The sequence below is a fragment of the Mycobacterium asiaticum genome (genome assembly GCF_001673365.1).
GTDB lineage: Bacteria > Actinomycetota > Actinomycetes > Mycobacteriales > Mycobacteriaceae > Mycobacterium > Mycobacterium asiaticum_A.
This window is the reverse complement of record NZ_LZLS01000023.1, coordinates 100,687-114,584: the sequence shown is the minus strand read 5'-3', so window position 1 is coordinate 114,584 and position 13,898 is coordinate 100,687. Positions and strand designations below refer to the sequence as shown.

Genomic DNA, 13,898 nt, shown 5'->3' with positions numbered 1-13,898 from the left:
CCTTTAGCGTCTGCTCGCCACCCCGCGGCGGTTCTGCTTGAGGTACGCAGAGCTACGCGTGACGAACCAGGTGGCGACCGGCCGCACCAGACGGATCAGCGGCACCAGCATGCCGAATTCCTTTTGCATGTCCCGTAATTGATCATCGAGCCCCCGCGTCTGATACTGCAGAAGGCGCTGACTTTCGGCGGTATCCACCCAGTCACCGAAGAACCGAGGAGGATCGCTTCGGAAGTAGGCATCGATCGGGATCGGACCAATCCCGATCGCACCCATCAAGGTGTTCGTGAAGTCGTAATAGGTTGTGCGGCAGCGTTCACCCCCAGCTATGTAGAGCGTCTTCCCGATCGTTTCCGCACAGGCCACCGCCCGAGCGAAGGCCGTGCCAGCGTCGGCGGGATGCAGAAACTCGAAGCGCGCCTGCGGGCTGAATTCGAACATGATGCTGGGATCTTGGCGCTGCAGGTGTATCGGCGAGGCCGCGGCTAGTCGCAGAATGGTCCACTGCAGTCCGGACTCGCGAATCGCCTTCTCGCAGGCGACCTTCTGACGTCCGTACTCGTCGGTCGGCGACACCGGCGTGTCGATGCGTAGCGGTGGTTGGCGGTCCTGGACGTCGCCACAGACACCCAGGGACGAAGCGAAAACCAGCCGCTTGGCGCTGGACGACGCTTGCATCTGCGCGATCAGGGTGAGTGTGGCGTCGAGGTTGACCCGTCGCGCGACCTGCGGTGCTCGTTCGGAGTCGGGCGGGATGATGGCGGCCAGATGGACCACTGCGTCCACCCCGGCCAACGCACGCTCGATGGTTTCGGCAGATGTGATGTCGCCCCATACGAATTGCACCCGGTCGTCGAACTCCGCGGCGAGTTTGCGTGCCCGGCGGGATTCGAGATCGAAGGCCACGACGTTGTGGCCTTCTGCCAGCAGCCCGGCCAACGTGTGCGAGCCGATGTTGCCCAGCGCGCCCGTCAACAACACTTTCATGCGGTCCCTCGCAATGGTTTCGGCGCGGCGAGTTCCTTCAGCGAAGACAGGAACAACTCATCCATCCGCGGGCTGAGGTCGGACAGGTTCGGTGCTGCGGCATAACCCGCGGAGCCGAAGACTCGTTCGAGCGCGTTGCCGGACCCGGCCGCACCAATTGAAAGACACAGGCAGCCAACGCCGTCCAGGCGAAGTTCGTCGATCGCCTTCGACGTGTCGGCCTCGGCGTAACGTCCCTCGTACCCGTCGTCATACGGGAAACCGTCCGTCAGTACGACCAACAGTCGGTTCGGGGTGCCGGCCTGGGTCTTCAGGATTTCGCCCGCACCGCGGATTCCGGCGCCGAGCCGCGTATAGCCCGACGGTTGTAGCTGGGCGAGCCGGGCTCGACTCACGGCGTTGAAGCGCTGTTCGAACGTCTTGATCGCCGGCAGATGAACGGCGTGCCTGCCGTGTGACCGGAAGGCGTACACCGCGACGCGGTCCCCGAGTTCGTCGAGCGTTGCGGCGAGCGTGCCTGCCGCCCGGCGCTGGTGGTCGTGCACCGCTCGGCCTTCCGCATCGGTATCGGTGGCGGACCCGGAAGAATCGAGCAGGATGAGGACGCCCAGATTGCGTTCGAGTTTTCGCCGTTCCACATAGACGTGTTCCGGCGGCGACCAGCCGGAGCGCAGGTCGACGAACAACGCCGTGAGCGCCTCGAGGTCGAGTTCGTCACCGTCCGGTCGGGTACGCAACACCTTGGGCCCCAACCCGATTCGACGCAGGCGTTGTCGCATTACATCATCGCGCGGAAACGCGACGGCACTGACGTCGGCAACGGCAAGCGGATAGTCGATGACCCGACACCACTGCGGCCGGTAGCGTCCTTTGTGCACATCCCATTCCGGGTAGAGCGCACCGCCCACGCCGACGGCAGCACCGGGCTTACCGTCGTCGGTGAAGCGGATCCGCTTGGGTAGCGGCCGGGCGGTTGCTGCGGACACTGCGCCACGTCGCACCGAGCCGACCCCTAACTCGGCGCCGGCAGCGCTGTTACCCGACGAGCGCGAGCTGCCGAACAACTTGCGGAGGTAATCGGCGAAAGCCGACGAACTGAACAGCGGAGCCTGAAACAGCTTGAGGATCTTACTTTCCCCCGCTGGATCGTCGTCTTCGTCTTCTTCCATGCCTTCTTCGATACCGGCGCGGCGGAACTCCAGCTGTTGATCAGTGGCCCTACCGCCCGGCTGGGCTGGGGTGCTCAGCAGTCGGGCAGGCTTGATGACGCCGAACCAGTCCGGCGGTTCGTCGATTTGTGCTCGGCCCCTGGCCATTTCGAGTGACTCGTCAGCGGTCGCGGTGAGTGGTGTCGCTGGGCACAGCGCGGCCGCCAGCGGAAGCCGGGCGGCGAGTGCGGTCAGTACCCGGCAACCTTCGACCGCCAGATACCGTCGCGCCAGCGACGGACGTGCCCGCAAGGCCGTGACGAGGCGCCGATCCAAACTGCCCGCGCCGAGCAGAGCGCTCTGGGTGAGTACCTCGCGGCGCTGCCGCACGGCGTCTTGGCTTGCCGAGACGAAGATGACCGCGCCGTCGGTGTGGGCGGGTTGGCCGATAGGCGCTTCGGCAACGTCGACAGACCTGCCCGCAACGAACGAAGCGAGCAGCCGGAAGTCAGTGGCACTCAATGGGGTCACGTCGCCGGCAGCACGGCGTCCACTAGTTCACCGAGGGCGCGCCCCACGTCTCGATCGTCGGAGAGGACTCCGACGACGGCCGAATGGACGGCACTGCGCAGGTTGAGCCCTGCGGCAACCAGACTTCCGGCCAGGATCAGCATTCGGGTGGACGACACCTCGCGCAGCGGTGACCCGTCCAGGGTCCTGATCGCGTTTCCCAACTTGACCAAGACTTGCGCTGTCTCCCAATCGATCTCCGCTTCATGAGCTACCACCTCGATCTCGATCTCGGCGGGCGGGAAGTCGAGTTCGATGGCGATGAAGCGTTGGCGCGTCGACTCTTTGAGGTTCTTCAAGACGCTCTGGTAGCCCGGGTTGTAGGAGATCACCAGCTGAAAGCCCGGTGCCGCCGAAAGTGTGGTGCCGAGGCGATCGACCGGTAGCTCGCGCCGATGATCGGCCAGTGGATGGATGACGACGGTGGTGTCCTGGCGTGCCTCCACCACTTCGTCCAGATAGAAGATCGCGCCGTCACGCACCGCACGAGTCAACGGCCCGTCTACCCACACTGTCTCGCCGCCCTTGAGCAGGAACCGGCCCACCAAATCCGCCGACGTCATGTCCTCGTGGCCCGCTACGGTGATCAGATCCCGGCCCAGGCGGTGCGCCATGGCCTCCACGAACCGGGTCTTGCCGCAGCCCGTTGGTCCCTTCAGCAGCACCGGCAGACCGCGACGGCCCGCCGCACAGAAGACTTCCACTTCGTCACCGACGGCCCGGTAGAACGGCCCCACCTCACTTGCCTCGGTCGAAGGGAACGCTCGTTGGCAACTGCGCCCCGTCAGGAAGCACAAGACGCCCGTCGAAATCGATGTAGCCCGAGCGTTTGGTGGGCAAGGGCAGGACGGGATTGGGGCACGGTTTGTCCGTGCCGTCGCCACAGATTCCGCCGTTGAGGTAGGAGCGGCGTTGGACGTCTTGCGGCCACGGATCGGCGTGCATGCCGAGCCATTGCGCCGGAACGTTGTAGAAGATGAAGAAGCACGCGCTGACGCCGCCGAAGATCGCCAGGAATCGGACAGATTGCTGCCGGACGAACCCGCCGGACACCCGGTCCAATCCACGCTCGACGACGGTCCGGCCGCGATCGTCGGTGAAGTAACGCAGACAGCACAGCGCCGCCTGCACGCCTCCCCACATCAGTCCTTCGTAGACCGGCCACTGGTAGTAATGGCCGGCATTGAGTGAAACAGCCTGAATCGCACCGGGATACGAGTAGAACCCGATGGGCAGCAGGATGCAGCCCTCCATGATCAGGTCCAAGAACACGGTGAACGCGTAAGTCACGGCGATCAATCGCAAGTTGCTGATGTTGGGCCAGCGCGCCTTGATTTTGCGCATGACCCAACACCCGACGATCGTGATCAACAGGACGCCGTAGGCGTAACCCGGCGTGTTGGTCAACAGTGGTTCGGCGACCTGACGGCCCGGTTCCTCCGGCGAGACCCAACCCGGGATATGCGACGACCACGAGCCCCGATTGAACAGCCAGGTGTTGTAGGTGCACCAGGTGTTGAAGTAGTTGAGCAGCGGATCTTGGAAGAACATCAAACCCATTGCGCCAAAGAGCATTCCGTCAAGGGTGATGCGCCTCTCACGCCGCCAGGGCCTGATGATGAACCACCACAGGGCAAACGGCGCGCCGACCCAGAGGATTATCCCGTTCGCCAGAAGCGGCACTTTCATGTACATCGGGGGATCACTCGGCCCAGACGGCACCCGCTGGAAGTACGGTCCGGTGATCCAGCTGATCCACACATAGAGCTGCAGAGCCAACACAGCCCCGCCCACCACTGCCCAGATACGGACCGGCCCGACCGACGGCGCAGCCTCGGCCCGCACCTGAGCCGCGCTGAGCGACTCAGTCACGACGGTGGAACTTTCCCGGTTCGCCGCATTGCTCATTTCGGGTAATATACCAGTCAGTATCTGAAAGACGAACCAGAATCTCTAGTAGTTTGGCACAATCACGCCATGGTGGAGCGCTGGACGCGCGAGCGACGCCTCGAGCACACCCGATCGCTACTGCTTGACGCGGCGGAAGAGGTGTTTGCCGAAAAAGGCTTCACGGCAGCGACTCTCGATGACATCGCGCATACCGCGGGCTATACGAAGGGTGCCATCTACAAGCACTTCACCGCCAAGGACGAGCTTTTCCTCGCGGTCAGCGACCGGTATTGGCGTCGCTACTTCGACAACTTCGCCGAGGTCATGTCTACCGCGACCCAGGTCGGGACCCGCGAGCTGGACGAAATCGCCCGACGCTGGCGCCAGTTGGGTCGCGACAGAGGCGCCGAGCACGCCGCGCTGGGACACGAGTTCACCCTCTACCTGCTACGCAATCCCGAAGCGCGCGAACGCGTCGCGGCCAAAAGACTGGAAGTCGTTGCCGCACTGGCGAAGTTCATCGTCCAAGGTGTCGACCGACTCGGCGGGGCCCTGCTGATCCCGCCGTTGACATTCGCGCACGTGCTGGTCGCCACCAGCGATTCGGTGATGCTGGGCAGCGAACTCGACGACATCGACCTTTATCGACCGATCGTCGAAATGTATGTATCGGCAATCAAACTGCCCGCAGCCCCCAGCTAGCGGCGGCGCCCGCCGCCGCGAGCAGACGCACCTGCGCCGGCGTTTCAGCACCGCCCGGCCCGGGTATGCGGCCGTTAGCGGTGCTCAGCCCACTGCCCGCCTATGCCAACTCCACGGAGGTGTTTTCTCGTGGCCGAAATGATTGTCGAAACGCCGGAAGAAGTGGTCGCGTTTCTCAAAGCGCAGCATGCCCTGATCGAGGACATGTTCGATGAGGTCCTCTGCGCGTCGGACCCGGAGGCACGCGAGAAGCCCTTCATAGCGTTACGCCAGCTGCTTGCCGTCCACGAGACGGCCGAGGAGATGTTGGTGCATCCGCGCCTGCGTCGCGAGGTCGAGGAGGGTGACGCGATTGTCGATGTGCTGCTGCAAGAAGAGCACGAGGCAAAGACGTTGCTGTCGACGATCGAAGGTCTGGACGTCACGTCGCAGGAGTTCATCGACGAGCTGACGAAACTTCGCGAGGCGGTGCTCGCGCATGCCGAACACGAAGAACTGGAGGAGTTCCCGAAACTGCAGCGGGAAGTCGACGCCGACGACCTGAAACGCATGGGAACCGCGGTCAAAGTCGCCGAGGCGATCGCACCGACCCGCCCGCATGCCGGAGTCGAATCGGCCAAGTTGAATTTCGCCGTCGGACCCTTCGCGTCCATGCTCGACCGCGCCCGTGACCTGATTCAGCAAGCCGTTCGTTAGGAGGACCGATGAGCAGCCCCGAACCACGGATAGACGACGACCAGCCAGCCAGCCAGCCAGCCACGATAGTGCCGACGACAGCGTCGTATCGCCGCCCGCGTACCCCGCTTATTCCACCCCTCCCCCGGAAGGTTTGGCCGGCAACGAAGACGGCTGAGCACGCTGCGTAGTCTGAACGAAGTGAGTGTCACCCCGGTTATGAGCTTCACCCTGCAGGACCGCTTTTCTCGCGAGTTGCCCGAGATGGCGGTGTCCTGGCAGGCCGAGGTGCCGCCGCAGCCGCAGCTCCTGGTCCTCAACGAGGCGTTGGCCGCCGAAGTCGGTCTGGATGCGGCATGGCTACGCAGTTCCGAGGGGCTGCGGTTTCTGGTGGGCAATCTGGTGCCCGAGGGCTCGGCGCCGGTGGCCCAGGCCTACGCGGGCCACCAGTTCGGCGGATATGTGCCGCGGTTGGGCGACGGGCGCGCCTTGCTGCTCGGTGAACTCGTCGGTGCCGACGGGCGGTTGCGCGACATTCACCTCAAGGGTTCCGGGCGCACGCCGTTCGCTCGAGGCGGTGACGGGCTTGCCGCGGTGGGTCCGATGCTGCGCGAGTACATCATCAGCGAGGCGATGCATGCCCTGGGCATCCCGACGACGCGATCTTTGGCAGTGGTCGCCACCGGTCGCTCGGTGACGCGCGAGACGATGCTCCCGGGGGCGTTACTGGTCCGCGTCGCCAGCAGCCACCTGCGCGTAGGCAGCTTCCAATATGCCTCTGCGACAGGCGATCTCGGACTGCTACGCCGGTTGGCCGATCATGCGATAGCCCGCCACCATCCCGAGGCTGCCGACGCCGAGCAACCCTACCTGGCACTGTTCGAGGCGGTGGTCGGGGTTCAGGCCGCACTCATCGCTCGCTGGATGCTGGTCGGCTTCATCCATGGGGTGATGAACACCGACAACATGACGATCTCCGGAGAGACCATCGACTACGGGCCGTGCGCCTTTATGGAAGCCTACGATCCCGACACGGTCTTCAGCTCGATCGACGCCTGGGGCCGCTACGCGTACGGAAACCAGCCGACGATTGCCGCCTGGAACCTCGCCCGGTTCGCCGAGACATTGCTCCCGCTGCTCGGCGAGGATGTCAACGCCTCAGTCGGCTTGGTGGAACAGGCATTTGACGGATTCCATCAGTACCACTCCGGCTGGCAATCGGGCATGCGCGCCAAGCTCGGCCTGGCAAGCGACACGGAGGACACCGCGGCGCTGATCGAGGAATTGCTCCCCCTGCTGCAGGAGAGCCACGTCGACTACACGTCGTTCTTCCGTCACCTGAGCAACGCCGCGCGCGGCGATAGCGCCTCGGCGCGTGGACACTTCGTAGATCCCGCCCAATTCGACGACTGGGCGTTGCGCTGGCGGGCGCTGAGCCCGGATGCCGAATGGATGGACCGCGTCAATCCGATCTACATCCCCCGGAACCACCTCGTCGAGGAGGCATTGACCGCGGCTACGGCCGGCGAGCTCGATCCGCTCAATCGGCTGCTGGACGCCGTCAGCCGTCCCTACGTCGAGCGGCCGGGGTTGGACCGCTACGCCTCTCCGGCACCCACGGACTTCGGCGTCTACCGAACGTTCTGCGGCACTTGAGCCCGGGGATTTCGACTGGTTGTCGCCGTGATTCCGAGTGCGATCATGATGTCGGCGTAGGTGATGAAAAGACCGGCCCAGAACGCCCATTTCAGTTGCGGATCCGGGTCCGAGGCGAAGAACAGGATTAAGAAGATCGGCCCGACGATGCCGCACACGAACACCATAAGTTGGATGACGAGATAGCGGCGAAAGGTGGACACGTGCAACCTCCCGTCGATTCAGCCGCATCAGCATATCGCGCACGATGACCGATTTGCCCGGCGTGTACCGCGCACCCATGCGCTCTCGCAGCGACGCCGTCGACTCTCGAGGCACCCTCGACCGTGCCCTGCTGCTGGGTCTATGTGGGTTCGGGCAGCTGGTGGACAAAGCCGGCGCGGTGGACCGTCTGGAGCGCCGCGTTGCCCGATTTGCCGACGTTGCGGACGGTTCCTTCGTATGGACTCGCGACCCAGATGGCCTCTACTGGCTCGGCCGGATCGCCGGACCGTACTTTTTCGACGACGATGACGATGCCGTGGCGGTCGATCTGGTGCACGTGCGGCACTGCGAGTGGCGTTCTGAGCCGCTGCTGGAACCCGGCGTTCCCGCCGCCGTAGTCGCGACCTTCCGACGCGGCGGCCGGAACTTCCAGCAGACCCATCACCCGTCGGTCAGCCAAGAGACACAACGCATTTGGGACTTATGACCCTTGCATATCGGCTGCGGCATCGGCGGGCTTGCGGGGGCGCCGAATCGACCGCAACAACGACATCAGACCCAGAGCGATGGCTCCGACCACCGATCCGACCACCGCGGAGACCGCGGTATTGAGTAACCACGCCAGCACAGGGCCCACCGCCCCGGTGGCGTCGCGCAACCACACCTCGCCGTGATGCACCACGCCGTACGGGCCGTGCCACCCGAGGTGGTCGGCGCCCATCAGCAAAATGTGACCACCCACCCAGAGCATCGCCACAATTCCGACCACGGAGAGCACCGAAAGCAGTTTGGGCATGGCCGCGACCAGACCACGACCGATCGCGCTGCCCCAGCGGGAATCCGTTTTGGCCAGGTGCAGACCTACGTCGTCCATCTTGACTATGCCGCCGACGACGCCATACACCGCGACGGTGATGACCAGCGCGACGATGACGAGAATGACAAGGCGCGGGACGAACGCCGCATCGGCGACTTCGTTGAGCGCGATTACCATGATCTCGGCGGACAGGATGAGGTCGGTCCGGACCGCCCCGGCCACCATTTGACTCTCGCTTCGCGGCTGCTCGGTTCCGTGATCGTGACCGCGCAGACTGCTCCAAATCTTCTCGGCGCCTTCGTAACACAAGTAGGTGGCGCCGAGCATGAGGATTGGATGGAGCAACCACGGGGCGAACTGACTGAGCAGCATCGCGCCGGGCAGGATGAAAAACAGCTTGTTGCGCAGGGAGCCCAGCGCAATGCGCTTGATGATGGGTAACTCACGTTCGGCCGAGATTCCCTCGACATACTGCGGAGTCACCGCGGTGTCGTCGACGACGACGCCCGCCGCCTTCGCGGTCGCGCGGCCGGCGGCACCGCCGACGTCGCGTAGCGAAGCGGAGGTCAATCGCGCCAGCAGCGCAACATCATCCAGCAACGCGAACAGACCCGCGCTCATCGCGTCTGCCTCATGGCGTTGGACACTACCCGTGCGGCCGAACTCATTGCGTGGCTCATCCGGCTTATCAGGAAGGTCGGCTGCCGACTTCTAGAGCGGCGAGTTCGGAGGTCCCTTCGAAGATGGTGCGCCCCCACTCCCGAACCGTGCAGTGCAGCGTCCCGGCGAGATATTCGTAGTCGGTGTCGATGTTGCGGCGCTCTGCCGGCAGCGGCACCGGCAGCACGTGGGGTCCGTCCGGGGTTCCCTCCCCCTTGAGCTCAACCTGATAGCGCGCGGTACGGGCGGTGATGTGCCATTGCTCTACGTCGCAGGTCGACGACACCAACGCCGGCGGCGTGATCCGCAGCACCCGATCCCCCAGGCGCACAACGACTCCGGTGACATCGCGTTTGAGCGGTCCGAGTTCCAGCAGGCCGCCGGAAAAGGCGAGCGAGATGTCGGCTTCACCGAAGTCGTGGGCCTGGCCCCACCACCAGCGCACCGGAAACCCCGCGCCCCAATTGCGTTCGCAGTAAAGCTTGGCATCGGTGAACGCCCATCGCTGGTCGGCATGAGTTACGGTTCCGCTGGCTTTGCCGCCCAGTCGGTAGGGATGCCAGTACTGGTTCAGGAAAGGCACTGACGAGAACACTCCCCCGCCGCCGAAAGCCTTCGGCCACTGGTACGCATCTCGAAACGTCAGGTCGACCTCAGTGTCACCGAGTGACATCCTCAGCCGGTCTTGGCTCGCATCGATCACGTTGCCGCCCGAGTCGGCTTGAACCGAGAATTGGTTCCGGTCCGCCCGGACGCCATCGACGGCGGCCGACCGCACCACCCCGCCCGGGTGCAATGCGATCGCGGCGGTCGACCACTCGCCGTCGGGGTGCCGGTTCTCACTGCACAGAGCGACGACGACGCGTCCTGTTGCCGCGTCAGACAGTCGCCAGAACCAGCCCTCCATCTCGGTGCCGTGCGAGGGAAGCGGATCTCCGAACGGAAGGTCAGCGCCCGTGCGCCGATAGAGCCCGGCGAGTCGCTGACCGGCGAGAGCAACAGAACCAACAGTAGATCCGACAAAGTTCACGCATTCTTGGTACCCGCACGCGTGACGGTTGAGTCACCAGCCATTCAACTACCCTTGACATTTAAATGACGACATTATTCGATCTTGCGTATGCCCAGGTTACGGCGGGTAGAGCAGGTAGAGCGCAATCGGGAAGCGGTGCTTGCCGCCGCGCAGCGGGTGTTCGTGGCCCGCGGTTATGCCGGTGCCACCCTGGACGCGATTGCCGACGAAGCGGGGTTCTCGCGCGGCGTCGTCTACTCGCAATTCGGCAGCAAGGCGGACATGTTCTTTGCCTTACTCGAACGCCGGATCTCACAGCGGGCGATCCAGAACGAGCAGATAGCCGCAGAGTTCGCCGGCCCGGCCGGGTTGGCGCGGTTGCTGCGGGCGGCGCAGCAATACGACGCCGCAGAGCCCGGCTGGGCGCACCTGCTGGTCGAGTTCCGCGCGCTGGCGATGCGCGACGCCGAGTTGAACCGCCGCTACGCCGAGGCGCACGCCCTCACCATCACCGGCATCGCCTCGGCACTGGAGCGCCTCTACGAATCGAGCGGTTTGCAACCGACCGTTTCGCTTCGAACCGTCGCCGAGTTCTTACAGGCCAGTGCTGCCGGTGCGGCGCTGGAACGCGCTGCAAATCCGAATGCACTTCCCGAGGAAGACATCGCGCTACTGCTCGGGCGGGCGCTGGGTTTGACCGACGCCACCATCGAGGCGCCCCGATCGTGACCGGGACAGCACGGCGACATTTCCGCGACCCAATCTCACACTCGCACAGCGGATTCCGAGAGATAGGCCACGATGGCGTTGGTGAGTGCACGGCGCGCCTCATCCAGGTCGGCATAGCTACCGAGTTGCCGCTCGGACACCAGGCCCCGCATCGCGCCCGGAATTAGGGTGGCGACCTCGTGGACCCGTTGCGAATCGACCTGCAAGTCCGCGAACGCCTTCTGACAAGTGGCGTGCCAACCGCGCCCCCAGGAGCGCAACTCGGCCGCGGTGTGCGGGTAGAGCCGATCAAGCTCGCCGGGCTCACGAGGCAACGCCGCGCGCAGGTTCTCGATGGCCCGCGAGTCGGGTGCGGTCAGCCCGCTGTAGAGGGTGTCGATGATCTGCGAGACCCGAGCCTGCAGCGACGCCCCGCTGTCGGGAGTGGCAAATACGTGTGCCCGCCGTTCGGCGGTGTGGTGCAACACCGCCGCCCAGAATCCGTCGGCGTCACCGAACTGGTATTGCACAGTCCCCCAGGTGACGCCGATCTGTTTCGCGATGCGGTTGGCCGACACCGCGCCCGGATCTCCGGAGGCCAGGGCGCTGACCGCCGCCTGCAACATCGCCTCGCGAGTGGCCAACCCGCGCTTGTTGGCTCTGCGTCCCGCGCTGTCCGCCACCGCCATTTCCGCATCCTAACGCGGAAAATGCGGTTTCGTTGACGCATCTATGACTTTTTCATAGAGTGCTTGATGATCAGACAGAGAGGACCGCGTGCATGGCCAAGCCGCCGTTGTCGATGAAACCCACCGGTTGGTTTCAGGTTGCCTGGTCTGACGAGATAGGCATCGGCGACGTCCACAAGATGAAGTACTTCGACCAGGAAATGGTCGCCTGGCGCGCGGACTCTGGCCAACTCAGCGTGATGAATGCGTACTGCGAACACCTCGGGGCGCATCTCGGCTACGGCGGCACGGTGGTTGGTGAAGTCTTACAGTGTCCCTTCCACGGCTGGCAATGGAGTCACGAGGGCCGCAACGTCTGCATCCCCTACCAGGACCGGCCCAATCGGGGACGGCGGATACGCACGTATCCGGTCGTGGAACGCAATGAGTCGGTCTATATCTGGCACGACATCGACGGCCGCGCACCGTTTTTCGATGCGCCTGATGTCTTTGGCGACTTCGCCGACGGTAGCGGTTCAGCCGACTACTACCCGCAACAACGACTCTTCCGAGGGGACCTGGAACTCCATCCGCAGTACGTGCTGGAGAACGGCGTGGACTTCGCCCACTTCAAGTACGTGCACAAAACACCGATAGTGCCGATCTTCACCCGACACGAATTCGACGAACCGGTCTCGTATGTCGACTTCACCATCACCTTTGAAGGCGATGACCAGCAGAGCATCGAGGACGTCAAGAGCGGTGTGGAGGCCATCAACGGCGGCCTCGGCATTGCCGTGACCAAAAGTTGGGGAATGGTCGACAACCGCACCATCTCAGCGATCACGCCGGTCGACGAGCGTACGTCCGATGTGCGCTTCATGGTTTACATCGGGCGGGTCCCGGGTCGCGACGATCAGCGCGCGCAAGACAAAGCCCGGATGTTCGGCGACGAAGTGATCCGGCAGTTCACTCAGGATGTGCACATCTGGGCACACCAGCGTTACTCCGATCCACCCGCGCTCGCGACAGCCGAGTACGAAGGATTCACCGCAATCCGCAACTGGGCCAAGCAGTTCTACCCCGACGGCACCGACTCAACTCGATCCCTGGAAGGGGCCACGCCATGACGATCAAAGTTTTCCAGGTAGCGACCGGCAACGTCGGATCCGAGATGGTCAAACGCATCGCTGCCCACCCCGACCTGGAACTCATTGGGGTGCACTGTTACTCACCGGAGAAGGTCGGCAAGGATGTCGGCGAACTCGTCGGCCTGCCTCCCAACGGTGTCACGGCGACGGGCAGCGTGGACGAAATCATTGCCGCGAAGCCCGACGTTCTGACCTTCCACGGCGTCTTTCCCGACGAAGATCTGTACGTGAAAGTTCTTGAGGCCGGGATAGATATCGTCACCACCGCGGACTGGATCACCGGATGGCATCGCGACCGCAACCACCCGCACCACTCCGGCAAACCGGTCACCCAACTGCTGGCCGAAGCGTGCGACAAGGGCGGGTCAACCTTCTACGGCACCGGCATGAACCCCGGCGTCAACCAGATTCTCGGCGTCGTGTGCTCGGCCGACGTCGCCGAAATCGAGAACGTCACCACCATCGAATCGGTTGACGTGTCCTGCCACCACTCCAAGGACACCTGGATCGAGGTGGGCTACGGCCTGCCCGTGGACGATCCGTCGATACCGGCGAAATTGGAAAAGTACACCCGCGTCTTCGCTGACAGCGTGCTGATGATGGCCGACTGCTTCGACATCAAGCTTGACGAAGTCAAGTTCGACTATGAGTTGGGCGCCTGCACCAAGGATGTCGACCTGGGCTGGTACACCCTGCCCAAGGGTTCGCTGGGCGGCAACTACATCAAGTACCAGGGCATGGTGAACGGCATACCGCGGGTGGAAACGCACCTGGAGTGGCAGATGACGCCGCACACCGATCCGAGCTGGGATATCAAGGGCTGCTACATAACTCATATCAAGGGCGACCCGTGCATCTACAACAAGCACATGATCTTCCCCAAGCCGGGTGTCGACCTGTCCAACCCCGATAACTTCGCGTCCATCGGCATGACGGTTACCGGATTACCGGCGCTCAACGCCATCAAGTCGGTCCTGGCAGCTCCCCGGGGCTGATCACGAGTGCCGACATACCGTTGCGCGGCTTTGCCGGCCGATTCAAAATCTAGCT

The 13,898-nt window shown here is 63.9% G+C and carries 14 protein-coding genes and 1 pseudogene; 7 read left to right on the top strand and 8 right to left on the bottom strand.

The window, feature by feature from the left end:
- Positions 1-3: 3 nt before the first annotated feature.
- From A5634_RS02870 to A5634_RS02855, 4 genes are read right to left on the bottom strand one after another with little or no spacing between them, the layout of a single operon-like run.
- Positions 4-987: an NAD-dependent epimerase/dehydratase family protein gene (locus A5634_RS02870; RefSeq protein ID WP_065142566.1), complete on the bottom strand. Its 984-nt coding sequence runs from the start codon at positions 985-987 to the stop codon at positions 4-6.
- Entirely contained in the window at positions 984-2,666 is a 1,683-nt protein-coding gene (locus A5634_RS02865) for a nitric oxide reductase activation protein NorD (RefSeq protein ID WP_065142565.1), read from the bottom strand. The genes A5634_RS02870 and A5634_RS02865 overlap by 4 nt, the downstream gene beginning before the upstream one ends.
- Positions 2,663-3,442: a CbbQ/NirQ/NorQ/GpvN family protein gene (locus tag A5634_RS02860; protein ID WP_155769318.1), complete on the bottom strand. Its 780-nt coding sequence runs from the start codon at positions 3,440-3,442 to the stop codon at positions 2,663-2,665. Before A5634_RS02860 ends, A5634_RS02865 begins: the two co-directional genes overlap by 4 nt.
- Before the next feature lies 1 nt (position 3,443).
- Positions 3,444-4,613, bottom strand: coding sequence for a spirocyclase AveC family protein (locus tag A5634_RS02855; protein WP_065142564.1), 1,170 nt, complete (start codon positions 4,611-4,613; stop codon positions 3,444-3,446).
- A 69-nt stretch (positions 4,614-4,682) separates the two neighbouring features.
- On the opposite strand from A5634_RS02855, the gene A5634_RS02850 reads away from it, so the two are divergent.
- The 3 genes from A5634_RS02850 to A5634_RS02840 all read left to right on the top strand — a co-directional run bounded on the left by A5634_RS02850 (position 4,683) and on the right by A5634_RS02840 (position 7,628).
- Positions 4,683-5,297 carry a TetR/AcrR family transcriptional regulator gene (locus tag A5634_RS02850; protein WP_065142563.1) on the top strand — a complete coding sequence of 205 codons (615 nt, stop codon included), beginning with the start codon at positions 4,683-4,685 and terminating at the stop codon, positions 5,295-5,297.
- 129 nt (positions 5,298-5,426) lie between these two features.
- Positions 5,427-5,993: a hemerythrin domain-containing protein gene (locus A5634_RS02845; protein WP_065142562.1), complete on the top strand. Its 567-nt coding sequence runs from the start codon at positions 5,427-5,429 to the stop codon at positions 5,991-5,993.
- A gap of 198 nt (positions 5,994-6,191) precedes the next feature.
- On the top strand, positions 6,192-7,628 hold the full coding sequence (locus tag A5634_RS02840) for a protein adenylyltransferase SelO (RefSeq protein ID WP_437339936.1): 1,437 nt from the start codon (positions 6,192-6,194) through the stop codon (positions 7,626-7,628).
- Here the strand turns inward: A5634_RS02840 and A5634_RS02835 are convergent.
- Positions 7,604-7,831 (bottom strand): hypothetical protein, encoded by a 228-nt coding sequence (locus A5634_RS02835; protein ID WP_065142560.1) that lies wholly within the window; start codon positions 7,829-7,831, stop codon positions 7,604-7,606. The two genes, A5634_RS02840 and A5634_RS02835, sit on opposite strands and share 25 nt — an antisense overlap.
- 53 nt (positions 7,832-7,884) lie before the next feature.
- Between A5634_RS02835 and A5634_RS02830 the strand changes: the two genes are divergently transcribed.
- Positions 7,885-8,319: a GAF domain-containing protein gene (locus A5634_RS02830; RefSeq protein WP_172831600.1), complete on the top strand. Its 435-nt coding sequence runs from the start codon at positions 7,885-7,887 to the stop codon at positions 8,317-8,319.
- On the opposite strand, the gene A5634_RS02825 is transcribed toward A5634_RS02830, so the two are convergent.
- The gene (locus A5634_RS02825; RefSeq protein ID WP_065142558.1) at positions 8,314-9,270 is read right to left on the bottom strand and encodes a DUF808 domain-containing protein; all 957 of its coding nucleotides are present in this window, start codon (positions 9,268-9,270) and stop codon (positions 8,314-8,316) included. The two genes, A5634_RS02830 and A5634_RS02825, sit on opposite strands and share 6 nt — an antisense overlap.
- Before the next feature lie 67 nt (positions 9,271-9,337).
- Positions 9,338-10,339, bottom strand: a complete 1,002-nt coding sequence (locus A5634_RS02820) for a tocopherol cyclase family protein (RefSeq protein WP_065142557.1) — start codon at positions 10,337-10,339, stop codon at positions 9,338-9,340.
- A gap of 90 nt (positions 10,340-10,429) precedes the next feature.
- On the opposite strand from A5634_RS02820, the gene A5634_RS02815 reads away from it, so the two are divergent.
- Positions 10,430-11,050: a TetR/AcrR family transcriptional regulator gene (locus tag A5634_RS02815; protein WP_065142556.1), complete on the top strand. Its 621-nt coding sequence runs from the start codon at positions 10,430-10,432 to the stop codon at positions 11,048-11,050.
- Positions 11,051-11,085: 35 nt separating this feature from the next.
- On the opposite strand, the gene A5634_RS02810 is transcribed toward A5634_RS02815, so the two are convergent.
- Positions 11,086-11,718 carry a TetR/AcrR family transcriptional regulator gene (locus A5634_RS02810; protein ID WP_065142555.1) on the bottom strand — a complete coding sequence of 211 codons (633 nt, stop codon included), beginning with the start codon at positions 11,716-11,718 and terminating at the stop codon, positions 11,086-11,088.
- A 92-nt stretch (positions 11,719-11,810) separates the two neighbouring features.
- On the opposite strand from A5634_RS02810, the gene A5634_RS02805 reads away from it, so the two are divergent.
- Together A5634_RS02805 and A5634_RS02800 are read left to right on the top strand one after the other, a co-directional pair.
- Complete coding sequence (locus A5634_RS02805) at positions 11,811-12,827, top strand: Rieske 2Fe-2S domain-containing protein (RefSeq protein WP_065142554.1); 1,017 nt, start codon at positions 11,811-11,813, stop codon at positions 12,825-12,827.
- A pseudogene (locus A5634_RS02800) lies at positions 12,824-13,896 on the top strand (NAD(P)H-dependent amine dehydrogenase family protein). The gene A5634_RS02805 and the pseudogene A5634_RS02800 overlap by 4 nt, the downstream one beginning before the upstream one ends.
- Positions 13,897-13,898: the final 2 nt, after the last annotated feature.

Excerpts from the sequence above, each read along its gene's own strand:
- A5634_RS02870 (WP_065142566.1), bottom strand. The coding sequence starts at position 987 with ATGAAAGTGTTGTTGACGGGCGCGCTGGGCAACATCGGCTCGCACACG.
- A5634_RS02855 (WP_065142564.1), bottom strand. The coding sequence starts at position 4,613 with ATGAGCAATGCGGCGAACCGGGAAAGTTCCACCGTCGTGACTGAGTCG.
- A5634_RS02850 (WP_065142563.1), top strand. The coding sequence starts at position 4,683 with ATGGTGGAGCGCTGGACGCGCGAGCGACGCCTCGAGCACACCCGATCG.
- A5634_RS02840 (WP_437339936.1), top strand. The coding sequence starts at position 6,192 with ATGAGCTTCACCCTGCAGGACCGCTTTTCTCGCGAGTTGCCCGAGATG.
- A5634_RS02825 (WP_065142558.1), bottom strand. The coding sequence starts at position 9,270 with ATGAGCGCGGGTCTGTTCGCGTTGCTGGATGATGTTGCGCTGCTGGCG.
- A5634_RS02815 (WP_065142556.1), top strand. The coding sequence starts at position 10,430 with ATGCCCAGGTTACGGCGGGTAGAGCAGGTAGAGCGCAATCGGGAAGCG.
- A5634_RS02810 (WP_065142555.1), bottom strand. The coding sequence starts at position 11,718 with ATGGCGGTGGCGGACAGCGCGGGACGCAGAGCCAACAAGCGCGGGTTG.
- A5634_RS02805 (WP_065142554.1), top strand. The coding sequence starts at position 11,811 with ATGGCCAAGCCGCCGTTGTCGATGAAACCCACCGGTTGGTTTCAGGTT.